The organism is Mycolicibacterium wolinskyi str. Jessa 2025 (assembly GCF_049241375.1).
In the GTDB taxonomy this organism is placed as follows: Bacteria; Actinomycetota; Actinomycetes; order Mycobacteriales; family Mycobacteriaceae; genus Mycobacterium; species Mycobacterium wolinskyi.
Window position 1 is genome coordinate 5,143,698 of sequence record NZ_CP185960.1, and the last position, 22,274, is coordinate 5,165,971.

The window sequence follows — 22,274 nt, forward strand, 5'->3', positions numbered from 1 at the left end:
CGATCAGGCCACTGTCGCCCCGTGGACAGGTCGCAGGCGATACACATCCGCCCTCGCGTGTAATACACCTAGCCGGTCGAAGTGTCGGGTGTCAATCACCGATATCCGGGCCCGCTGACAGCATTCTCACAGCTTGATCGCAGGTTTCGGCTCGGCTAGATGTCCAGGACCAGTTGCCCACCGTTGCATTTGGCGCGCGATACACACACCAACATCTGGCCGAGCTCACGTTGCCGTCCGGTGAGGGTACTGTCGCGGTGTTCCACCTCGCCCGCTGTCACCTGCTGGACACACGTGCCGCAAGAGCCTTGGCGGCACGAATAACTCACATCCGGCCTGACCTCCCGCAACGCAGCGAGGGCACTCTGGTCCGCGCGGACCGGCACCACTTCCCCGGTGCGCGCGAGCTTCAACTCGAACGGTGCTCCGTTGACCACCGGCGGTGGCGAGAACCGCTCGGAGTGCACCTCGAAGCCAACTGGAATGCTCCGCCGCACCAACTCCATCATCGGAGGGGGACCACACATGTACACCGCGGTTTTCTCGTCCACCCCGTCGAGCAGATCGGCCGCGGTCGGCAGGCCGCACTCGTCATCGGTCCGCACGTGTACCTTGTCCCCGTACGTCTGCAGCTCGTCGAGGAATGGCAGACTGCCACGGTGGCGACCGGTGTAGCGCAATGTCCATGGCACACCGCGTCCTTCGGCGATCTTCGTCATCGGCAGGATGGGGGTGATCCCGATACCGCCTGCGATGAAACGCAACTTCGCGGCCCGCGACCCGGATCCCGGCAGCGGCATCATGAAGGCGTTGCGCGGATCGCCGACCTCTACGCTCTGGCCGACCGAGAGACCATGCACCTCCGCGGACCCGCCGTCGGGAGCGGCGATGCGCCGCACGGCGATTCGATACTCATCGCGACGGCTCGGGTCTCCGCACAACGAGTACTGCCGGGTGCGTCCGGACGGCAGGTGCAGGTCGACATGAGCACCCGCGTGCCAGCGTCCGAGTTCACCGCGGTCTGGTGCGGCGAAGATCAACTCAACCGTGATCGGGTCGTGCGCAACGATTTTCCTGCCGATGACGCGTACCTCCCTGCGGTTGACAGCCGTCGGAAGGTCCGGCAACTCCCGGTCACCGCCGAGGCGCATCACCACCGAGAGGAAGTGTGGTATCGCGGTTCCGGCCACGCGGATCAACAGGTCCGGCGTGGCGCGGTTATACAGGCCCGGCGGCGGTTCGCCCGCATACGGCTTGGTCAATGCCGAAAGGCGCCGCCCCAAACCCGTCCGCCTGACCGGGTCTGGCGACATCTCATCCATCGCAGGCCCGGGCGGCCGGGGAGGTGGCCAGATAGGCAACCGCCTGTGCGGTACTCCCCTCGTCGGCCGGGTTGTAATCACGCCGGAGCAGCGTCAGCCCCGAGCGGACCAGAAAGCCCATCGTCGGTATGGCACCGCTGCGGCCCGATTTGCGCAGGTGCCACAAGATCCGGAGATATCCGTCGTTCGGCAGCGTCGGGTCCTCGTGAACGATGAACTTCAGGCCACGCAAGATCATCGCGAAGAAGGCGAAGCTCACCATGACTCCGGCCACCGCCTGAGCGACATAATCCATGCCGAAGTACTTTGCGACGTTGTAGGAGACGTGGCGGTGTTCGACTTCTTCGGCGCCATGCCAGCGGTAGAGGTCGGCCAGCGTCGGATCGACTCCCAAGCCGTCCCATGCGTTGTTGAGCGACCACTGCCCGAGGACTCCGGTGAAATGCTCAGCCGCGCTGAGCGCATGTGTCCCCGAGGCCAGAGCCTTGCGCCTGCGCAGTGGGGACGCCTGCGATATCCGGTGTTCATACTGCTCGGCCACCCATTCGAGCTGGCTCAAAAACGGCGCCGGGTCGATCCCGTGCCGGTGTAGGTACTCGACCAGGACGTCGTCATGGGTCTTGGCGTGCACCGCCTCCTGACCGATGAATCCGACGATCTCCTCCCGGAGGTGGTCGTCGCGTACGTACTCCAGGGAGTCGGCCAGCAACTTGCTGAACCATCGTTCCGCGACCGGCAGAAAGAGGTTCAACGCGGTGGCAGCGTGCGATGCGTAGCGATCGCCGGGAATCCAGTGCAGCGGCGCGGTGGCTAAGTCGAAGCGGACGTTTCTCGGGCGCAAGGCGACTTCTTCAGGTTCGAATTCGTCCGCGGCGGCCGGCAAGCGCCGGTGTGTGTTCATCGCCCCTGCTTTCCCGCCCACCGCACGAACCAAACGGATGGTCCGGATGTCGACGTTCGCGTCAGAATTCCGGCCACCCTAACGTCGCCCCGCTCGCCGGTTGGCGTCTTTCGCCGACAAACGACGAAACGTCATAAGTTCCGCCGTGCCCTCGGTGTTTCGAGTTCCGTAGGGTTGTATTCATGAGCGTCGGAGAGCAGCGCGCCGGGGTGAGCCTGACGAATCTGGACGAGCCGCTGGCGCCGGATGTCGAGGCCACCAAGCGGGATCTGGTGGATTACCTGGACGGCGTCGCCGAGTATCTGCTGCCGGTCCTCGCCGACCGCCCGCTGACGGTGCTCAGAATCTTGCGTGGGCAAAAACCTTTTATCCAGAAGAACATTCCGAAATACACCCCGGAGTGGGTGCCACGAGTTCCGATTTGGGCCGAGGCGTCCAAACGCGAGATCCACTACGCGGTGTGCAACGACCGACGCACACTGCTGTGGCTCGCCAATCAGCGCGCCGTCGAATATCACCCCGCGCTCGGCCTTGCCGACAACATCTACCGGCCAACTCATCTGGTGCTCGATCTTGATCCGCCTGCCGGAGACGACTTCTCCGCAGTCGTCGCCGTTGCGTACCTGGCGCGGCAGGCGCTCGCAGATTGTGGTTTGGCGGGCGCGGTCAAGACCAGCGGATCCCGCGGCTTGCACGTGTTCGTGCCGATCGACGCCGGCTCCCCCGTCGACGACGTCGCCGCAGCCACCCGCGCACTGGCCGCCCGGGCCGAGGCGCTCGACCCGTCCATCGCGACAACGGCATTCATCGTCGAGGACCGGCATGGAAAGGTGTTCGTGGATTCGACGCGGTCCGGTGGCGCGACCGTCGCCGCGGCCTACAGTCCACGTCTGCGCCCGGGCCTGCCGGTGTCCTTCCCGGTGGAGTGGCCGGAATTAAAGCACGTCAAGCCAACTGATTTCACGGTTCACACCGCGCTCGACGCGCTGGCGGGCCGGCGGTCGTGGACCGACACGATGCCCGCAACCCAGCGGCTGCCGAGCGACCTCATCGAACAAGGCCACACCATCCCGGTGGCCCGAGTCGCCGCCATGCACGAGGGCAAGCGCCGCGCCCGCGCCCGCCGTGCGCAAGACTAGCTTTCCCCGTCTTTGGGCCTGCGATCGTCGAAGCTGACGTCGATACGCTGAAAACCCTTGGCGCGCTGTGCTTTAGCCTGACCTGTGTAAGTCTTGCGGTCACCGCGTGTCAGCTTCACGTTGTCGGTGAACGGAGTCAGCAGCGCACGTGGATACAAGTGGTCGGCGGCCACCACATTCGCTTCGGCGCACAGCAGCAACGTCGTCGCGACCAGGTACAGGAACGCCAACAGGCCGAGCACGAGAGCGAACACACTGTTGGTCGCGCTCGACGTCTTGATGATCTGCGCGACGTAAACGGCACCGAACCACTGCAGAAGCTGCCAGATGACCGCTGCCAGAAAGGCACCCGGCGCGGCTTGCCGGAACGTCACGGTCCTTGCCGTCGCGAACCGGAAGACGATGAGGCACACGCCGGCGTTGATCAGTACCGAGACCACCACGATGCCCACGCGTCCGGCGATTCCGAACGACGCCGACGCGCGCCCGACGGCCGCGAGAATCGTCGTCGCTATCAGCGCTGTGCCGAGGACCAGAAGCAGGAGGAAGCTGAGGAGCCGCGCCCGGATCGGATCGCGTCTGTTGTTGCGCGGCACCGCCCACAGCGTGTCCATCGCGTTCTGCACGGCCTGCCCGACGCCGAGACCGCCGTACAGCGCGCCCGCGATGCCGATGACCACCCCGATCGTCCCGCCGCTGAGCCCTTGGGGTTGCCCGAGTTGGTCACCGATGACCGGGAATTGGGCGACGGCCGATTGCAGGATCTGCTCCTGCAGATCGGGACGGCCCACCAGCACGACGCCCAACACGGTGGTCAGCAGCAGCAGTGCCGGAAACAGCGATACGAACGCGTAATACGTGATGAGCGCGGCCAGGTAGCTACCTTGGTCGTCGACGTACTTGTACACGACGGCGATCAGGAAGCCGGCGACGCGGCTCCGCCGCTGCAGTCGATCGAGCCAACCCACCATGATGAACCCCACCGCACGACGTGCGGCAAGGTCCGCACGTGGCTGGAATACCCAGGCCGCGCAAACGGGAATCGTGGTTCAGTCGAACAACGTGTCGAGGGCGTGTTCCTCGAGCTTGAACCAGCGGCCGACCAGGTCGCGGACATCGTCGATTGCTTCGGGATCGAGGTGACGGGCCTCGTCGGCGGTGATCCGGCAAAGGTCCATGGGGCCGCCGACACTGGGCGACGACGCGTCCAGTGCATCGAGCACCCGCAGCGCCGCGACCAAGCCGTAATCGACGCCGCGTTCGATCATCCGGAAGTTCGCGAGCAGCGCATATGCCTGCTGCGCCATCGGTGCTCCGCTGCCGACGGCTTGAAAGCCGGTCTCCTCGTGATGCCCGATCAGACCGTGGGGGTCGATATCGACGATGAAAGGCCGGTCGGCCGTGAAGCCTGCCGCGAGCACATAGGTGGACGGCGTCGCGCCCTCGGACTTCGCGGCGGGCACATCTTCGATGAAGTTCTCGTAGTGGTGCTTGAGCACCGGCACGGTGCGCTGCTGTAGTGCCCGGCCGACGTCGTCGGCCTCCAGGATGGCCTCGGGCTCGGCACTGAAAATGCGCTCCAGATCGTAGAGGACGGCGCGCGACCCACTGCCACCCCAAGCCGCGCGCTTGCCCAACGGATGTAGCTTCTGCGCGGGATAGCTCAGGCCGCGGCCCGGGTCGGTGATCTGGGAATCCGAGCCCATCACGACTCCGTCGGCACAACGCAATGCAAGAACCACGGTCACCGTTGCGATGGTTCCACGCTTGGGTGGCCTTGACGCCGAGAAAAGCGAAAGGGGCTCAGACCGCGGTCGCACTCTTCTCGGAGTGCCGACGCATCCGCTCCCACGGCCAGGTCATCAGCGCCCACACGACGAGCACGACCGCGACCTCACTCAGCAGGTAGATCGGCCACGGGCCCAACACGTCGAGGATGGACGCCGTTGGTGGCTTTCTGTTGAGGTAGCCGTAGTTGGTTCCGGTGATGGCGTTGAACGTGAAGGTGAAGATCACCCACGCCAGGGTCACGACCACCGCGAAGCGATAGTGGGCCCACGTCGGGCGCATCCCCCTGCCCCACGTGAGATAGATGGCCGCCCACACGACGAGTACGTGCAGTGTGAAGAACGTCAGGAACAGGTGGTGGGGGAAATCCGGCGCACCCTCCTCTGGCGTGCCCACGTCCGGTGTGAGCAGCGCCTGCGAACTCAGCACGAGTCCCCAGTAATAGGTGAGCACAAACGCCCATTGCCGCCGCGACCACAACGCATAGGCCGCCATCAGTTCCGCGATATCGCACAGCTGCAGCGGTATCGACGTCTCGAGATTCGGCCTGATCAGTTTGTAGACCAGCGCCACGCCGAACGCCACGACAATCAACACCGCCAGGACGCGGCCGAACAGCCGGGCTTGCGAATCGGTTTGCCGACGTCCGAACCAGACCAGCAACGCCGCGCCGATCGCGAATATTGCGAGCACGACCAAATGCGATGGGCCGTACGCCGTGAATTCCCGTTCCGCCGAGATCAGTTCGATCACTTCCTGTGTCGTCCACGCCTCTGCCGCTGCTTGACGGCGGCCACCGCGTCAGCGAACCGCGGAGACCAATCCGACTTCCGGAGACGGCGTCGCAGGCGCGGTTGTCGACGGGACAGACCCGGGCGGCTGCAGGCCGTACCCCGGTGTCTCCGGAACGTACCCCGGCGGCGGGCCGTGCAGCGTCGTGTTCGGGTCGTACCCCGGCGTCCCGGGGCCGTATCCCGTCGGCGGTCCGTACGCGGGGCTCGCCGGGCCGTACCCGAGGTCCGGGCCATACCCGGGCAGCGTCTGACCGAACCCGGCGAGCAACTTGGCCGCAACGAAAACCGCTGCCTGGGTGGTGTATACGGGAACGTACCCGTCGGTGTGTCCGCTCCACTCGTTGCCCGGACCGGCATGGCAGATCGGGTCATTGGGGTTGCACAGGTCGATCGCCTTGGAGCTGAGCAGCGTGCTTCGGCTCGCGAGCGATTCCCCCGTGCGGGTGGCCACGTCACCGAAGGTCGCGACCGCCGCAACGTTGGTCGCGTACTGGGCCGGAAGAGGATCGGCCCACGTGATGCCGCCCAGTTGGTTGCCGGCGACGATGTTGATCACGCTCGCACCCTGCGAGTAGCCGCCCAACACGATCTTGGTGTCAGGGCAGGACGACACCGTGGACTTGATGTGGGAGATCGCGTCTTTCGCGCCGTCACCACCGCTCAGCTGCAGCTTGCCGGCCTTGTAGTCGACCGCGTACGTGTCGATGTCCATGCCGGCGGTCTGCTTACGCAGGGAATCGACGAAGCCAGCGCCGACACGGCCGAGACCCGGCGGCTCATCCGTGCCGCGCGCGAAGATGACCTCCGCGTCGGCGCAGTCGGCGGCAGACGCCTGCGGCGTGCTCGGTGCCACGAGCAGCATGCCCGCGGCCAAAAGTGCAGTAGCGCCAAGCCCGACCCAGCGACCACTTGACCGCGTACTGCCCGACCGGGGGCTGTGTAAGCGGCGAGAAAACACGCCTCAATCTAACGTGTTTCCAGCAACGATGGCTGTGGATGCTTTGCGGTGTCTCGCCCTGCCCCGCACCGGGCGGGGAGGACAAAAGAAAACAGGTCAGGGACTGTGTCCCTGACCTGCATCTTCTCGGTGGAGCTGCCGGGAATTGAACCCGGGTCCTACGGCATGTCCTCGAGGCTTCTCCGTGCGCAGTTCGCTATGCCTCTACTCGGATCTCCCGGTCACGCGAACAAGCCGAGATGACGATCCCAGTCGCTGTTTGATGTCCCCATGGGTTCCGCGACCGAACCCGTGGGTGGGTCCCTCTAGCTGATGCCAGGGTCCGGGCCGAGGGCGCTCCCGGTCTGACAGACCAGCCGTCGCTTAGGCAGCGAGGGCGTAGTCGCGCTGATTGGAATCGGCGCTTAATTGGTTGCAACGACGCTTACGGTGGTCTCTTGCCTGCACCGGCACGCTTCCCTTGATTCGATGCGCGAAGTCGAAACCGATCAGCCCCTCGCATCCCCGCCGACTTTCGGCAGGACAGTCAATGGTACGCCAGTCTCAACCGGGAATGCCAAGTGATTATTCCGTGTCGCTCGCGGCCGGTCAGCGACCGCAACATGCCGAGGATTGACGGCGTGTCGGCGTACAGACACGGTCGCTCGCGGTGCGGGGTGACGGGGTCACATCCCTTTCGCGCGGCGGCCGAGTTCGCGGATCACTTCGCGTTCGGCGTCGCGTTTGGCCATGTCGTGGCGTTTGTCGTGGGCCTGTTTACCGCGCGCCAGCGCGAGCTCGACCTTGACCTTGCCGTCGGAGAAGTACATCGACAGCGGGACCAAGGTGAGGTTGCCGTCGCGGATTTTGCCGATGAGGTTGTCGATCTGTTTGCGGTGCAGCAGGAGTTTGCGGTTGCGCCGCGGCGCGTGGTTGGTCCAGGTGCCGTGGTGATACTCGGCGATGTGGACATTGCGCAGCCAGATCTCGCCGTCGTCGACGGTCGCGAACGCGTCGGCGAGCGATGCCTGGCCCTCGCGCAGGCTCTTCACCTCGGTGCCCATCAGGGCGATGCCGGCCTCGTAGGTGTCGAGAATGGTGTAGTTGTGCCGCGCCTTGCGATTGCTTGCCACAATCTGTTTGTTGCCGGCGGGGCTGGACTTCTTGGTCACAATTACCTTCGTACGTAAAGCCTCAGGGTGACATACGCGGTGACACCGGCCATTGCCACGCCGACGAACAACAGTATCGGCGAGATGTAGAGGATGTCGGCGTAGTCGATTCTGGCGATCAGATTCGCTTGGTAGAACTGGTCGAGCGCCTTCTCCAGGAACACCGCCCGCACCACGATCAATCCCACGACGGCGATGACGACACCGATCAGGGCCGCGAGCATCGCCTCCACGAGGAACGGCAGCTGGGTGTACCACCTGGTCGCGCCGACCAGCCGCATGATGCCGATCTCGGTTCGGCGCGTGTAGGCCGCGACTTGGACCATGTTGGCGATCAGCAGCACCGCGCCGATCGCCTGCACGAGCGCGACGGCGAACGCCGCGCTACTGAGGCCGTCGAGCACCGCGAACAACCGGTCGATCAGGTCCTTCTGGTTGAGCACGTTGAGCACGCCGGGCTGGCCGACCATCGCCTTGTCGAACGCCTCGTGCTGTTCGGGGTCGTTCAGCTTGACGATGAACGAGGCCGGGAACGCATCCTTGCCTGCGACGTCCTTGTACTGCGGGAACTTCTTGATCGCGTCGTCATAGGCCTGCTCGCGGTTGAGGAACCGCAGCGACCGGACGTCGTCACGGTCGTCGATCTCGCGGTACAGCGCCTTGCACGCGTCCGAGTCGCACGTGGCGTCGTTGGCCGAGATGTCGTCGGTCAGGAACACCTGACTCTCGACCCGGTCCAGATAGATGTCGCGCGACTGGTCGGCGAGCCGCACCACCAGCAGACCACCGCCGAACAGGCCGATGGAGATCGCCGTGGTCAAGATCATCGCGACCGTCATGGTGACGTTGCGACGAAGCCCGGTCAGAACTTCATTGACGAGAAAGCCGAAGCGCACTTAGCGATCCATTCCGTAGACACCGCGCTGCTCATCACGAATCAGCCGGCCGAGTTCGAGTTCGACGACCCGCTGCCGCATGGAGTCGACGATGTGATGGTCGTGGGTGGCCATCAGCACCGTTGTCCCGGTGCGGTTGATCCGCTCAAGCAGATCCATGATGTCCTTGCTGGTCTCGGGGTCCAGGTTTCCGGTGGGCTCGTCGGCGATCAGCACGAGCGGGCGGTTGACGAACGCGCGGGCGATCGCCACACGCTGCTGCTCACCACCGGAGAGCTCGCTGGGCAGGCGGTTGGCCTTGCCGGACAAGCCGACCATCTCCAACACGTCCGGCACGACCCGGTTGATGACGTCGGAACGCTTGCCGATCACCTCGAGGGCGAACGCCACGTTCTCGAACACCGTCTTCTGCTGCAGCAACCGGAAGTCCTGGAACACACACCCGATCACCTGACGCAGGCTCGGGATGTGCCGGTCGCGCAGCTTGTTGACGTGGAACTTCGACACCCGGATGTCGCCGGCCGTCGGATGTTCGGCCGCCAGCAGCAGCCGCATGAACGTCGACTTGCCCGACCCCGACGGGCCGATGAGGAAGACGAACTCACCCTTGTCGATCTTCAACGAGACATCGTCGAGTGCTGGGCGCGCCGAAGACTTGTACTGCTTCGTCACGTGGTCGAGGGTGATCATCACGGCACGCCAGTGTAGCGGTGTGAACTAATAGAGCGAGCCAAGCTATCGCGGCGGTGCCGGTGCCACCGGTTCGTCGGTGATTTGCGGCTGGCCCGCGGGCGTCTGCGGCGCGGGGCCAGGGAAAACCGGAAGCGTGATCGGCGGCAGCAGGCCGGGGCCGTCGGGGTCGACGACCGTGGTCTGCGGCCCTTGTGTTGTTGTCGCCGGGCTTGTCGGGCTCGTGGTCTCCGTCGGGGACGTCGTGGTGGGCGTCTCCTCGGTCGTCGTGGTGGTTTCCGGTGTCGTCGTCGGAGTCGTCGTCGACGTCGTGGTGCGCGGCGGCGCGACGTTGGTTCGCGGCACCCACGTGTAATCCGGGTCGGGCACGAAGCCGGGCGGGACGACCTGCGTGGCGGGCGACTCGGTGCTCGCCGGCTTGGGCGCATAGTTCTGCTGCACCCACGACAGCGCGATAAACGCCACGATCAGCACGAGCGTGGACGTCCGCAGCCTGCCGAGGCGGCTGCGCCACAGGCGCGCACCCCAGTCGGTGACCGCACTCAGATGGAACTTCACTTCTTCTGCTCCTCGGACGCGGCCGGTGGTGCGGCTTTCTGCACCTCGGCGACGGCGACCGGATGCACGATGTCGCCCGCGGCGGCGACAGAACCGTCGGACGCGGTCACGATGCCCGCCCGGCGCAGGGCCCGCACGACCCGCACGCGCAGCCGCCTGCCCACCTCGAACTGTTTGCCGGGCAGCGTGCGTGCGACCATCCGCAGGTTCACGGTGTCGACGCCGATGCTCTCGACACCCATCAGCTGCGGCTTGTCCAACACCAGCTTCGACAGCTCACGATCCTCGGCGGCCTTCTCCGCGACCTCGTTGAGCACGTCGTTGACGAGGTTGAGATCAGCGCCCACCGGCACCGGGATGTCGACGACCGACCGCGCCCAGTCCTTGGACAGGTTCAGTGCCTTGACGATCTGGCCGTTGGGGACGGTGTACATCTCCCCTTCGGACGAGCGCAGCTTGGTGACGCGCAGGGTGACGTCTTCGACGGTGCCCTCGGCTTCGTTGGCCGCACCGATCGTCAACCTGACGAGGTCACCGAAGCCGTACTGCTTCTCGGTGATGATGAAGAACCCGGCGAGCAGGTCCTGGACGATGCGTTGCGCACCGAAACCGAGGGCGGCGCCGAGCACCGCCGCGGGCGCGACCAGTGAGGCGATCGGCACCGCCAGCACGTCGGTCACCTCGACCAGCACGATGACGAACAACAACGCGACCGACACCCACGAGATCACCGATGCGAGGGCTTGCCGGTGCTTGGCGCTCTCCGAGCGCACCAGCTGATCGCTTTCCTCATACTCCGCGTCGATGCGCCGCACGACCCGCTGTGCCGCCCAGTTGATGAAGCGGGCGGCGAGCAACGCACCGATCAGCAGCAGTGCGATCCGCAGACCCTTGGTCAGGATCCAGGCGCCGATCTCGCCGTGCCAGAAGTCGTGCCAGCGTTCGGCCATGGGGAAGGCGAGCGTGGTGGCGGCCCAGTTGGAGGCCAGAGTATTAATCGTCATCTTTTCTGTTGCGCCATCTGATCCCTGCCTCCAGGAATCCGTCGATGTCTCCGTCGAGTACCGCTGCCGGGTTGCCGACCTCGAACTCGGTGCGCAAGTCCTTCACCATCTGGTACGGATGCAATACGTAGGAGCGCATCTGGTTGCCCCAGGAACTGCCGCCGTCGCCCTTCAACGCGTCGAGCTCTGCACGTTCTTCTAAGCGCTTGCGCTCCAGCAACTTTGCTTGGAGAACTCGCATCGCCGAGACCTTGTTCTGCAGCTGCGACTTCTCGTTCTGGCAGGTCACCACGATACCGGTCGGGATATGGGTGAGTCGAACAGCGGAGTCGGTGGTGTTGACCGACTGCCCGCCCGGACCCGACGAGCGGTACACGTCGACACGCACGTCGGTTTCCGGGATGTCGATGTGGTCGGTGGTCTCCACCACGGGCAGCACCTCGACATCGGCGAACGACGTCTGGCGGCGGCTCTGGTTGTCGAACGGGCTGATCCGCACCAGCCGGTGGGTGCCCTGCTCGACCGAGAGCGTGCCGTAGGCGAACGGCGCGTGCACCGCGAACGTCGCGCTCTTGATGCCCGCTTCTTCGGCGTAGGACGTGTCGAACACCTCGACCGGGTACTTGTGCTGTTCGGCCCAGCGGATGTACATGCGCATCAACATCTCGGCCCAGTCGGCGGCGTCGACGCCGCCGGCGCCAGATCGGATGGTGACAACGGCTTCGCGTTCGTCGTACTCCCCCGACAGCAGCGTGCGCACTTCCATCGCCTCGATGTCCTCGCGCAGCTTCTTGCGCTCGGCGTCGGCCTCGGCGAGCTCGTCGGCACCGCCTTCTTCCGATGCCAGCTCATAGAGCACCGGGAGGTCGTCGAGCCGGCTGCGCAGGTCCTCGACGCGGCGCAGTTCGCCCTGCGCATGCGACAGCTCACTGGTCACCTTCTGCGCGCGGGTCTGGTCGTCCCACAGGTTCGGGTCCGACGCTTCGGCCTCGAGCCTCTCGATCCGGCCGCGCAGACCATCCACGTCGAGCACCCGCTCCACCGTTGTCAGAGTGGTGTCGAGTGCGGCGATATCGGCTTGACGGTCTGGATCCACAACGGTTCAGGGTACCGGTCGAGGCAGTTCTTCCCGACCGGCGGCAGGGCGGCGCCTCCGCGTTTAGCATCGGGGTGTACCCGGCCCTGCCGCGTCGCGACAGCCCCTTGCGCGTGGCAGGGCGAGCGATTGTCGTCGATGAGTAAGGCACTACATGCCCAAGATGCGCCCATACCACGTGGCGATCGTCGGCTCAGGACCTTCGGGTTTCTTTGCTGCCGCATCACTGCTGAAGTTTGCCGAATCCCCCGACGCCGACCGCGATGTGCGCGTCGACATGCTCGAGATGCTGCCGACCCCGTGGGGTCTGGTGCGGTCCGGGGTCGCGCCCGACCATCCCAAGATCAAGTCGATCAGCGCCCAGTTCGAGAAGACCGCGGCCGATCCCCGGTTCCGCTTCTTCGGCAACATCGCCGTCGGCGAGCACGTGCAGGCCGCCGAACTGGCCGAGCAGTACGACGCCGTGGTGTACGCGGTGGGCGCACAGTCCGATCGCGCACTGAAGATCCCGGGCGAGGACTTGCCGGGCAGCGTCGCGGCCGTCGATTTCGTCGGCTGGTACAACGCCCACCCCCATTTCGGTGAGATGGCGCCGAATTTGTCGGGCGGTCGCGCGGTCGTCGTGGGCAACGGCAACGTCGCCCTCGACGTGGCGCGCATCCTCGTGAGTGATCCGCGGGCATTGGCCAACACCGACATCGCCGACCACGCCCTGGAGTCGTTGGGCGCGCAGGGCATGGAGGAGGTCGTCGTCATCGGGCGCCGTGGGCCCCTGCAGGCGACGTTCACGACGCTGGAGCTGCGTGAGCTGCACGATCTCGACGGGCTCGACGACGTCGACGTCATCCTCGACCCCGCCGACTTCGCCGACATCACCGACGAGGACCTCGAAGCGGCGGGCAAGACCGTCAAACAGAACATCAAGGTGTTGCGGGGCTATGCCGAACAAGAACCGCGAGGTGCCAAGCGGCGCATCGTGTTCCGGTTCCGCACCTCGCCGATCGAACTGCGGGGTGACGGGCGAGTCGAATCGATCGTGTTGGGCCGCAACGAACTTGTGCGCGACGCCGACGGACGAGTTGTCGCCAAGGACACCGGCGACCGCGAGGAGTTGCCGGTCCAGTTGGTGGTCCGTGCGGTCGGCTACCGCGGTGTGCCGACGCCGGGCCTGCCGTTCGACGAACGGTCGGGCACCATCCCCCACACCGACGGCCGTGTAGACGGCAGCGCCAACGAGTACGTCGTCGGCTGGATCAAGCGCGGGCCGTCGGGCGTGATCGGCAGCAACAAGAAGGACTCGCAGGACACCGTCAACACCCTGCTCGACGATCTGCACTCCCGCGAGCTACCCGACTTCGGGCCCGACCACGACGAGAAACTCGTTGCGTGGCTGTTGGAACGTCAGCCCAAACTCGTCACCGGCGACCATTGGAAGCTCATCGACTCCCACGAGCGGGCCGCCGGGGAGCCGACGGGCCGGCCGCGGGTGAAGCTCGCGAGTGTGGCGGAGTTGTTGCGGATCGGGCACGGCTGATGACGATGCGAGGCGAGGAACGAGCCCCGCGGAGGAATCAGCCCATCCAACACGGCTGAACGCCGCTGTACGCCCAAACTGACGTCACGGCTGTTGCGCGGCGCCGGTTACGACCGGGAATGCAGTTCCGCGGTCAGACGGGCGGCGGCTCGTGGGGTGCCGGTGGCGGGTCTGCCGGCGCGAACGCCCACTTGTCGGGGTTTTTCGGCGAGTACACCACCGGGAACAGTGAGCCCATCGTCGGCCATTCGTTCACATCGACGGCCATCTGCTGATACACGACGTGCTCTCGGACGGTCGGCCCGTTGATGACGCCGGTGATGGTGACGAACTGCTCCCCTGTCGCGTCCGGCCGCGGGCTCACCCCCGTCACCAGCAAGGTGCCGTTCGCCAGTTCACCGCCGATTCCGCGGCGCCGCATGATCCGAGGCGCGAGCAGCAACACGAGCGCACCGACGAGCAACACGAGCATGCCGAATTCCCACACCCCGCCATGGTAGGACTGCTCCCATGACGACCGTCGCAGATGACATGACATTGGCACTGGCCCTGGCCGATCAGGCCGACGCACTCACCATGGACCGGTTCGGTGCGATGGATCTGCATGTCGAGACCAAACCCGATCTCACACCGGTCACCGATGCCGATCGCGGCGCCGAGGAAGCGCTGCGCGAGGCGTTGGCCGCCGCGCGTCCCGACGATACGGTGTTCGGCGAAGAGTTCGGCGGTACAACGACTTTCAGCGGCCGGCAGTGGGTCATCGATCCGATCGACGGCACCAAGAACTTCGTGCGCGGGGTCCCGGTGTGGTGCACGCTGATCGCGCTCATCGCCGACGGAGTTCCCGTGGTCGGCGTGGTGAGCGCGCCTGCCCTGGCGCGCCGGTGGTGGGCCGGGCAGGGCGAGGGCGCGTTCGGCTCGTTCGGCGGCGTGACCCGCAAACTGGCGGTGTCCGGCGTCAAGGAGCTGGAATCGGCGAGCCTGTCGTACTCGGACCTGACGACAGGGTGGGAGGACCGTCGGCAGCGCTTCGTCGAACTGACCGACGCGGTGTGGCGGGTTCGGGCCTACGGCGACTTCTGGTCGTACTGCATGGTGGCCGAGGGCGCGGTCGACATCGCGTGCGAGCCCGAGGTGAAGCTGTGGGACATCGCACCGCTCGACATCCTGATCCGCGAGGCCGGCGGCACGTTCACGAGCATCGACGGCCAGGCAGGCCCGCACGGCGGCAGTGCGCTGGCCACCAACGGTCTGCTACATGGCGCCGTGCTGGACAGGCTGTCCACCGACTGAGGGCCGACGCGGCTTCTCGCGTCCAAACTGCGCACTGGGCTGTGGTTCGGCGGGGATCACGACCCCGTGCGCAGTCTCACCGTGTTGTCAGTCGATAGTTGTGAGGTTGGTAACAGCGCCACCGTATCTTACTCCGGAGTAAGATACGGTCAGAAGCGTCGCCACTACCACCAGAGGCAGCTGACATGACCAACACCCTGCCGTCCAAGAACGGCTCTGCAACTCGTCCCATCCGCTCCGGCCAGCAAAGTGCCGTGGGCCTGCAAAAGCACAAGCGGACAGCGACCGACATCGGGTTGGCGCTGATCACCCCCATCGTCGGCCAGGAGTTCCTGGATCGCTACGGACTGCGCGACCCACTCAACCGCGGCCTGAAATACGGTGTGAAGCAAGTCTTTTCAGTCGCGGGCGCGTCGACCCGGCAGTTCAAGAAGATCCAGGGGCTCGGCAAGGCGCCGACCCGGCTCAAGGCGGGCAGTGCCGACCTGTTCGACCTGACGCCTGACGACGACCAGAAGATGATCGTCGAGACCGTCAGCGAGTTCGCCGAGGAGATCCTGCGGCCCGCCGCGCACGACGCCGACGAGGCCGCGGCCTACCCGGCGGATCTGATCGCCAAGGCCGCCGAGCTCGGCATCACGGCCGTCAACGTCCCCGAGGACTTCGACGGCATCGCCGAGCACCGCAGCACGGTAACGAACGCCCTGGTCGCCGAGGCGCTCGCATACGGCGACATGGGGCTGGCGCTGCCGATCCTCGCACCCGGCGGCGTCGCGTCCGCCCTGACCCACTGGGGCAGCGCCGATCAGCAGGCCACCTACCTCAAGGAATTCGCAGGCGAGAACGTCCCGCAAGCGTGCGTGGCGATCGCCGAGCCGCACGCCCTGTTCGATCCCACCGCACTCAAGACCACCGCGGTCCGCACCCCCAGCGGCTACCGGCTGTCCGGCGTCAAGTCGCTGGTGCCCGCCGCCGCCGATGCCGAATTGTTCATCGTGGCAGCACAACTCAACGGCAAGCCGGCGTTGTTCATCGTCGAGGCGTCGTCTGCGGGCTTGACCGTCAAGGCCGATCCGAGCATGGGGATCCGGGCCGCCGCGCTCGGCCAGGTCGAGCTCGACAACGTGGCCGTGCCGCTCAGCGCCCGGCTTGGCGAGGACGGCGCGTCCGATCAGGACTACTCCGAGGCCATCGCCCTGTCACGGCTCGGCTGGGCCGCGCTGGCGGTCGGCACCTCGCACGCGGTGCTCGACTACGTGATCCCCTACATCAAGGAACGCCAGGCTTTCGGCGAGCCCATCGCCCACCGCCAGTCGGTGGCGTTCATGACGGCCAACATCGCCATCGAGCTCGACGGTCTGCGGCTGATCACCTGGCGCGGCGCCGCACGCGCCGAGCAGGGCCTGCCGTTCGCCCGCGAGGCCGCGCTGGCCCGCAAGCTCGGCACCGACAAGGGCATGCAGATCGGCCTGGACGGCGTGCAGCTGCTGGGCGGTCACGGTTACACCAAGGAACACCCGGTCGAGCGCTGGTACCGCGATCTGCGGGCCATCGGCGTCGCCGAGGGTGTCGTGGTCCTCTAAGCGAAAGACGAATCATGGCAATCAATCTGGAAATGCCCCGCAAGCTCCAGGCAGTCATCGAGAAGGGCCATCAGGGCGCCGCCGAGATGCTTCGCCCGATCTCGCGCAAGTATGACCTCGCCGAGCACGCCTACCCCGTCGAGCTCGACACCCTGGCCAACCTGTTCGAGGGGATCTCGAGCGCCAAGACCATCTCGTTCGCGGGTGCCGAGGCGTTCCGCGACGACGCCAACGGCGACGGCAACAAGACCACCGTCAACGGCGCCAACATGTCCGCGCTGCTGAACGCGCTGGAGATCAGTTGGGGCGATGTGGCCCTGCTGCTCTCGGTGCCGCGGCAGGGCCTCGGCAATGCCGCGATCTCGTCGGTGGCGACGCCCGAGCAGCTCGAACGGCTCGGCAAGGATGTCTGGGCCGCGATGGCCATCACCGAACCGGGCTTCGGCTCCGACTCGGCGGCGGTGTCCACCACCGCGGTCCTCGACGGCGACGAGTATGTGATCAACGGCGAGAAGATCTTCGTCACGGCCGGTTCGCGGGCCACTCACATCGTGGTGTGGGCGACCCTGGACAAGTCACTGGGCCGGGCGGCGATCAAGTCGTTCATCGTGCCGCGCGAACATCCCGGCGTCACCGTCGAGCGTCTCGAGCACAAGCTCGGCATCAAGGCTTCGGACACCGCGGTGATCCGCTTCGAGAACGCCCGCATCCCCAAGGACAACCTGCTGGGCGATCCGGAGATCCACGTGGAGAAGGGTTTTGCCGGGGTCATGGAGACCTTCGACAACACCCGGCCGATCGTGGCGGCCATGGCCGTCGGCATCGCCCGCGCCGCGTTGGAGGATCTGCGCGCGATCCTCACGGACGCCGGTGTGGAGATCTCCTACGACAAGCCGGCACACGCGCAGAGCGCCGCGGCCGCGGAGTTCCTTCGGATGGAAGCGGACTGGGAGGCCGGCTACCTGTTGACGGTGCGTTCGGCATGGCAGGCCGACAACAGCATCCCCAACTCCAAAGAGGCCTCGATGGGCAAGGCCAAGGCCGCCCGGGTGGCCAGCGACATCACCCTCAAGGCCGTCGAAATGGCCGGAACCACCGGCTATTCCGAGCAGACCCTGCTGGAGAAGTGGGCCCGCGACTCCAAGATCCTCGACATCTTCGAGGGCACCCAGCAAATCCAGCAGCTCGTGGTCGCCCGCCGCCTGCTCGGCCTGTCCTCGGCCGAACTGAAGTAGTCCTTCCTTCTGCGCGAGCAGACGCTGAGGTGCCCGGTTTTCATGAAAACCGGGCACTTTCACGTCTGCTCGGCCAATAGGGTGGGCGGCATGGACACGTTTCAGGCGCTCATCGCACGGCAAGACGACGACCACATCACCGCGTCGGTCGAAACCCTGCAGGAGTCAGATCTTCCTCCGGGTGAGGTGACCGTCCGGGTGCTGTATTCCAGCGTCAACTTCAAGGACGCGCTGGCGCTGACGCCGAAAGGCGGTGTGGTCCGCGACTATCCGATCGTGCCGGGTATCGACCTGACCGGTGAGGTGGTGGCCTCGGACTCCGGCGAGTTCAAACCCGGCGACCTCGTCCTCGCCCACGGTTACCAGATCGGCACCGGCCACCACGGTGGGTACGCCGAATACGCCCGCCTCCCCGCCGATCAGGTGGTCGCATTGGGCGCCCTGACCCCGCGCGAAGGCGCCGCCATCGGCACCGCCGGGTTCACCGCGGCGATGAGTGTGCAGGCGCTGGCAGACCGCGGCATCACGCCGCAGGACGGGCCGATAGTGGTGACCGGCGCGACGGGCGGCGTCGGCTCGGTGAGCGTGGATCTACTCGCCGCCGCGGGCTATCACGTGGTGGCGTCGACCGGTAAGGCCGACCGGGCCGATGAGTTGCGGGCGCTGGGGGCCGCGGACGTGATCGGCAGGCTGCCCGCCGATCCGGACGCCAAACCGCGGCCGCTGGGCAAGGCACAGTGGGCGGGTGCGGTGGACTGCGTGGGCGGTGCGACGCTGGCCGACGTACTGAGCACGCTGCAGTACGGTGGCGCGGTCGCGGCAAGCGGCCTCACCGGCGGGGCGGCGCTCAACACGACCGTGATGCCGTTCATCCTGCGCGGCGCCGCTCTTCTCGGGATCGACTCGGTGCTCATGCCGATCGGGCCGCGGCGGGCGCTGTGGGAGCAGCTCGGCGGGCCGCTCAAGCCACGCCACCTCGACGACGTCACGCACGAAGTGGACGTCAAGGACGTGGTGGGTGTGCTCGACGAGGTGCGCGCCGGCCGCTATGCCGGCCGGGCCGTGGTGAAGGTGGCCGGCGGGTTCTGAGAGTCCCGAACAAACGAAATCGCCCAGAACATCAAGTGTTCTGGGCGATTTCGTTATCGCGTGAGGTTAGCCCAGGACCCGCTGCAGGTCCGGAACCATGGCCTGCAACTGCTGACCCCAGTACGCCCAGTTGTGGGTACCGGCATCCGGGAAGTTGAACACGCCGTTGTTGCCGCCCGCGGCGATGTAGTTGTCGCGGAAGGTGATGTTGGTGCGGATGGTCAGGCCCTCAAGGAAGGTGGCGGGAAGGTCGCCGCCGCCGAGCTCGTTGGGCTGGCCGTTACCGCAGTAGATCCACAGACGGGTGTTGTTGGCCACCAGCGTCGGGATCTGCAGCATCGGGTCGTTGCGCTTCCAGGCGCTGTTCGGGTCTTCCGTCCGGCCCCACATGTCGTTGGCCTTGTAGCCACCGGCGTCGCCCATCGAGATGTTGATCAGGAACGGCCACCAGCCCTCGGAGGGGTTCAGGAAGCCCGACATCGAACCGGCGTAGATGAACCGGTCGGGGTGGTAGGTCGCCAGGATCAGCGCGGCGGAGCCGGCCATCGACAGACCGACAGCGGCGTTACCCGTCGCTGCGACGTCGCGGTTGGCGGCCAGCCAGTTCGGCAGCTCGCTGGTCAGGAAGGTCTCCCACTTGTAAGTGGTGCAACCGGCCTTGCCGCACGCCTGGTTGTACCAGTCGCTGTAGAAGCTCGACTGGCCACCGACGGGCATGACCACCGACAGGCCCGAGTCGAGGAACATCTCGAAGGCGTTGGTGTTGATGTCCCAGCCGTTGTAGTCGTCCTGTGCCCGCAGGCCGTCGAGCAGGTACACCGCGTGCGAACCCGGCCCACCGCTCTGGAACTGAACCTTGATGTCGCGGCCCATCGACGGCGACGGGACCATCAGGTACTCAACCGGCAGACCCGGGCGGGAGAAGGCTCCCGCGGTCGCCGATCCGCCGACAACGCCGATCAAGCCAGGCAGCAACAGTGCTGCCATGGCCGCCACCGTCATCCGGCGCGCCCAACGGCCACGAATCTTGTCAATGAAGGTCATACTGCGAATCCATCCGTCATCCGGTCATTACGCCTGAGGCGCGATCATCGATCATTCAGCGGCACCGCAGCGATGGTTTCACTGCGGCGTCGCGCCCGCTCGACTGAGCCGGTGCCTCGGAAGAGCGGACCGAGAGAATTCAGTTGTTGCGCCATGAGTAAATCATGGGGCTGCAATTAGGGAAAACCCGCGGCGCGCCGTCGAGCAGCGCATCTGTCGAAAACAAAAGGCGCGCGCCGACCCGCCGTCCCGCGGCCGGCAGGGCCGCTGCCTGGGGAAATGCCGATACTTCGCCGAGCGTGCCGCGGCTGTCGCCGAACCGTCGATTCTGATCCGTTCACAAGTGGTGTCCGGAGGGTTATCCGATCGTCGCCGAATACGTATGCCGCCTGTCCATACTAAAAAGTATGCTACGTTCCGGCCATGACCTCCAGCACCTCCGTGGCGTCGTCGATCACGGATGAATTCGTCGCGCGATTGGCCGATCGGGCCCGCGAAGCCGAGGAACTACGGCAGCTGCCCCACGCGACCGTCACCGACCTCGCCGAGTCCGGATTCACTGATCTATTGGTGCCCGCGCGCTATGGCGGCGAACAGGCGGATTTCGGAGCCATCCTCGACCCGGTCCGGCGCATGGCTCACGGCTGCGCGTCGAGCGCGTGGACCATCGGCTTCTACGCGCTGCACAACTGGATGCTGGCGTTGTTCGACGAGCAGGCCCAGGCCGAGGCGTACGCGACCCGGCCGTTCCTGGCCCCGGCCCCGCTCGCACCCACCGGACGCGGCGTTCCCGCCGACGGCGGCGTACGCCTCACCGGGCGATGGTCGTGGGCGACGGGCGTGATGAACGCCAACTGGATCATGGTCGGCGCACTGTGCGGGCCGGACGACGCGATATATCCCGCTCTGGCCTTGCTGCCCGCCTCCGAGATCCGCGTCGAGGACGTGTGGCACACTGACGGGATGCGGGCCACCGGGTCCAACGATGTGGTCGTCACCGACGTCTTCGTGCCCGAGCATCGGCTCGTACGCGTCGTCGACATCTATTCCGGTACCGCGCCCGGCGCGAAGATCCACCACGCGGCCACCTACCGCTGGCCCATGGTCCCCGCGCTCGCCCTGCTGGCGGCGATGCCCGCCCTCGGTAGTGCCGAACGCGCCACCGACGTCTACGCCGAACGACTGGCCGAACGTGTGATCGCATACGAAGGGGTGAAACAGAAGGACAAGCCGGCCGCCCAAGCACATCTCGGCGAGGCGCGTGTGCGACTTCGGGCGTTGCGTGGCCTGTTGGCCGACACCGTCGGGCAGATCGAGGACATCCTGGCGACCGGCGACCCGGTGTCACGCGACGTCCGGGGCCAGGCGCGACTGGCCGCAGCCCACATCGTCCACGAGTCGAAAGCCGTCATCGCGCTCCTGCTGGCGTCGTCCGGAGCAAGCGCACACTTCCTCGCCAATCCGCTGCAGCGGATCAGCCGTGACGTCGGCGTGCTCTCCGGACACGTGATCTTCGATTACGACACCAGCCGCGAACTCGCGGGCGCGCTCTCGGTCGGCATGAAGATCTCCCCGATCGCCATGGTCTGAATCGCATAGCCTCGATCGAGTGCCCACGCCTGAACAGATCACCCGCCACCACGATCCCGACCCCGACGAGAACCCCTGGGTCGACGGGCCACCGTCGCCCGAGTTGATCGAACTCGTGCCGTACAACCCGCAGTGGCCGGCCCGCTACGACACGTTGGCGGCCGACATCCGGGCGACGATGGGCTCGGACTTGCTCGACCTCGAACACGTCGGCTCGACCGCGGTTCCTGGCCTGGCCGCCAAGGACGTGATCGACATCGATCTCACAGTCGCCGACCCTCGCGATGAAGAGGCATACGTCCCCAGGCTGCAGACCGTCGGCTATCGCCTGACCATCCGCGAACCCGGCTGGCACGAGCACCGCTGCCTGCGTCTCGACCATCCGCGGGTGAATCTTCACGTCTTCGGGCCCGATTGCCCGGAGACGATCCGGCACAAGTTGTTTCGCGACTGGCTGCGCATTCATCCCGACGATCGGATGCGATACGAGCAGGCCAAACGATCCGCCGCGCCCGGCGGCGGCCACGTGATGGATTACAACCTGCGCAAGCAGCCCGTGATCCGCGAGATCTACGACCGGATCTTTCGCGCACACGGATTGTTGTAGGA

At 66.1% G+C, this 22,274-nt stretch carries 22 protein-coding genes and 1 other RNA gene; 8 read left to right on the plus strand and 15 right to left on the minus strand.

Features of this window, described 5'->3' with window-relative positions; all coding sequences use genetic code 11:
• Positions 1-155 precede the first annotated feature (155 nt).
• The gene (locus ACOI2T_RS25425) at positions 156-1,313 is read right to left on the minus strand and encodes a PDR/VanB family oxidoreductase (protein WP_409505907.1); all 1,158 of its coding nucleotides are present in this window, start codon (positions 1,311-1,313) and stop codon (positions 156-158) included.
• Between the two features lies 1 nt (position 1,314).
• Positions 1,315-2,223: a metal-dependent hydrolase gene (locus ACOI2T_RS25430; RefSeq protein WP_409505908.1), complete on the minus strand. Its 909-nt coding sequence runs from the start codon at positions 2,221-2,223 to the stop codon at positions 1,315-1,317.
• Positions 2,224-2,405: 182 nt separating this feature from the next.
• Between ACOI2T_RS25430 and ACOI2T_RS25435 the strand changes: the two genes are divergently transcribed.
• Positions 2,406-3,362 (plus strand): DNA polymerase domain-containing protein, encoded by a 957-nt coding sequence (locus ACOI2T_RS25435; protein WP_409505909.1) that lies wholly within the window; start codon positions 2,406-2,408, stop codon positions 3,360-3,362.
• Here the strand turns inward: ACOI2T_RS25435 and ACOI2T_RS25440 are convergent.
• From ACOI2T_RS25440 to prfB, 11 genes are all read right to left on the minus strand, one after another.
• Positions 3,359-4,333, minus strand: a complete 975-nt coding sequence (locus tag ACOI2T_RS25440) for a YihY/virulence factor BrkB family protein (protein ID WP_409505910.1) — start codon at positions 4,331-4,333, stop codon at positions 3,359-3,361. The two genes, ACOI2T_RS25435 and ACOI2T_RS25440, sit on opposite strands and share 4 nt — an antisense overlap.
• Before the next feature lie 78 nt (positions 4,334-4,411).
• Positions 4,412-5,110, minus strand: a complete 699-nt coding sequence (locus ACOI2T_RS25445; RefSeq protein ID WP_409505911.1) for an Ntn hydrolase family protein — start codon at positions 5,108-5,110, stop codon at positions 4,412-4,414.
• Positions 5,111-5,165: 55 nt separating this feature from the next.
• The gene (locus ACOI2T_RS25450) at positions 5,166-5,894 is read right to left on the minus strand and encodes a YwaF family protein (protein WP_409505933.1); all 729 of its coding nucleotides are present in this window, start codon (positions 5,892-5,894) and stop codon (positions 5,166-5,168) included.
• Positions 5,895-5,951: 57 nt separating this feature from the next.
• Complete coding sequence (locus ACOI2T_RS25455; RefSeq protein ID WP_421874717.1) at positions 5,952-6,806, minus strand: cutinase family protein; 855 nt, start codon at positions 6,804-6,806, stop codon at positions 5,952-5,954.
• 223 nt (positions 6,807-7,029) lie between these two features.
• Positions 7,030-7,398, minus strand: a transfer-messenger RNA (tmRNA) gene (ssrA, locus tag ACOI2T_RS25460).
• A 169-nt stretch (positions 7,399-7,567) separates the two neighbouring features.
• On the minus strand, positions 7,568-8,053 hold the full coding sequence (gene smpB / locus ACOI2T_RS25465) for an SsrA-binding protein SmpB (RefSeq protein WP_067857432.1): 486 nt from the start codon (positions 8,051-8,053) through the stop codon (positions 7,568-7,570).
• A 2-nt stretch (positions 8,054-8,055) separates the two neighbouring features.
• Positions 8,056-8,949 (minus strand): permease-like cell division protein FtsX, encoded by an 894-nt coding sequence (gene ftsX / locus ACOI2T_RS25470; RefSeq protein WP_067857429.1) that lies wholly within the window; start codon positions 8,947-8,949, stop codon positions 8,056-8,058.
• Complete coding sequence (gene ftsE, locus ACOI2T_RS25475; protein ID WP_067857426.1) at positions 8,950-9,639, minus strand: cell division ATP-binding protein FtsE; 690 nt, start codon at positions 9,637-9,639, stop codon at positions 8,950-8,952.
• Positions 9,640-9,684: 45 nt separating this feature from the next.
• Positions 9,685-10,197 carry an Rv3103c family proline-rich protein gene (locus tag ACOI2T_RS25480; protein ID WP_409505913.1) on the minus strand — a complete coding sequence of 171 codons (513 nt, stop codon included), beginning with the start codon at positions 10,195-10,197 and terminating at the stop codon, positions 9,685-9,687.
• Positions 10,194-11,201: a mechanosensitive ion channel family protein gene (locus ACOI2T_RS25485; protein ID WP_067857420.1), complete on the minus strand. Its 1,008-nt coding sequence runs from the start codon at positions 11,199-11,201 to the stop codon at positions 10,194-10,196. Before ACOI2T_RS25485 ends, ACOI2T_RS25480 begins: the two co-directional genes overlap by 4 nt.
• Positions 11,191-12,297 carry a peptide chain release factor 2 gene (gene prfB, locus ACOI2T_RS25490; RefSeq protein ID WP_067857417.1) on the minus strand — a complete coding sequence of 369 codons (1,107 nt, stop codon included), beginning with the start codon at positions 12,295-12,297 and terminating at the stop codon, positions 11,191-11,193. Before prfB ends, ACOI2T_RS25485 begins: the two co-directional genes overlap by 11 nt.
• A gap of 154 nt (positions 12,298-12,451) precedes the next feature.
• Here prfB and ACOI2T_RS25495 point away from each other — a divergent pair, with 154 nt between their 5' ends.
• Entirely contained in the window at positions 12,452-13,831 is a 1,380-nt protein-coding gene (locus tag ACOI2T_RS25495; protein WP_409505914.1) for an FAD-dependent oxidoreductase, read from the plus strand.
• Between the two features lie 133 nt (positions 13,832-13,964).
• Here ACOI2T_RS25495 and ACOI2T_RS25500 read toward each other — a convergent pair whose 3' ends face one another.
• Positions 13,965-14,318 (minus strand): hypothetical protein, encoded by a 354-nt coding sequence (locus ACOI2T_RS25500; RefSeq protein ID WP_067857411.1) that lies wholly within the window; start codon positions 14,316-14,318, stop codon positions 13,965-13,967.
• A 23-nt stretch (positions 14,319-14,341) separates the two neighbouring features.
• Between ACOI2T_RS25500 and hisN the strand changes: the two genes are divergently transcribed.
• From hisN to ACOI2T_RS25520, 4 genes are all read left to right on the plus strand, one after another.
• Positions 14,342-15,124 (plus strand): histidinol-phosphatase, encoded by a 783-nt coding sequence (gene hisN / locus ACOI2T_RS25505; RefSeq protein WP_409505915.1) that lies wholly within the window; start codon positions 14,342-14,344, stop codon positions 15,122-15,124.
• Positions 15,125-15,309: 185 nt separating this feature from the next.
• Positions 15,310-16,707, plus strand: a complete 1,398-nt coding sequence (locus tag ACOI2T_RS25510) for an acyl-CoA dehydrogenase family protein (protein ID WP_409505916.1) — start codon at positions 15,310-15,312, stop codon at positions 16,705-16,707.
• 14 nt (positions 16,708-16,721) lie between these two features.
• Positions 16,722-17,942, plus strand: a complete 1,221-nt coding sequence (locus ACOI2T_RS25515; RefSeq protein WP_409505917.1) for an acyl-CoA dehydrogenase family protein — start codon at positions 16,722-16,724, stop codon at positions 17,940-17,942.
• Between the two features lie 90 nt (positions 17,943-18,032).
• A complete protein-coding gene (locus ACOI2T_RS25520) occupies positions 18,033-19,031 on the plus strand; it encodes an oxidoreductase (protein ID WP_409505918.1) in 999 nt (332 codons plus the stop codon).
• A gap of 66 nt (positions 19,032-19,097) precedes the next feature.
• On the opposite strand, the gene ACOI2T_RS25525 is transcribed toward ACOI2T_RS25520, so the two are convergent.
• Positions 19,098-20,075 carry an esterase family protein gene (locus tag ACOI2T_RS25525; protein ID WP_067856681.1) on the minus strand — a complete coding sequence of 326 codons (978 nt, stop codon included), beginning with the start codon at positions 20,073-20,075 and terminating at the stop codon, positions 19,098-19,100.
• Between the two features lie 423 nt (positions 20,076-20,498).
• Between ACOI2T_RS25525 and ACOI2T_RS25530 the strand changes: the two genes are divergently transcribed.
• Positions 20,499-21,665, plus strand: coding sequence for an acyl-CoA dehydrogenase family protein (locus ACOI2T_RS25530; protein ID WP_409505919.1), 1,167 nt, complete (start codon positions 20,499-20,501; stop codon positions 21,663-21,665).
• Between the two features lie 19 nt (positions 21,666-21,684).
• Positions 21,685-22,272, plus strand: a complete 588-nt coding sequence (locus ACOI2T_RS25535; RefSeq protein ID WP_409505920.1) for a GrpB family protein — start codon at positions 21,685-21,687, stop codon at positions 22,270-22,272.
• Positions 22,273-22,274: the final 2 nt, after the last annotated feature.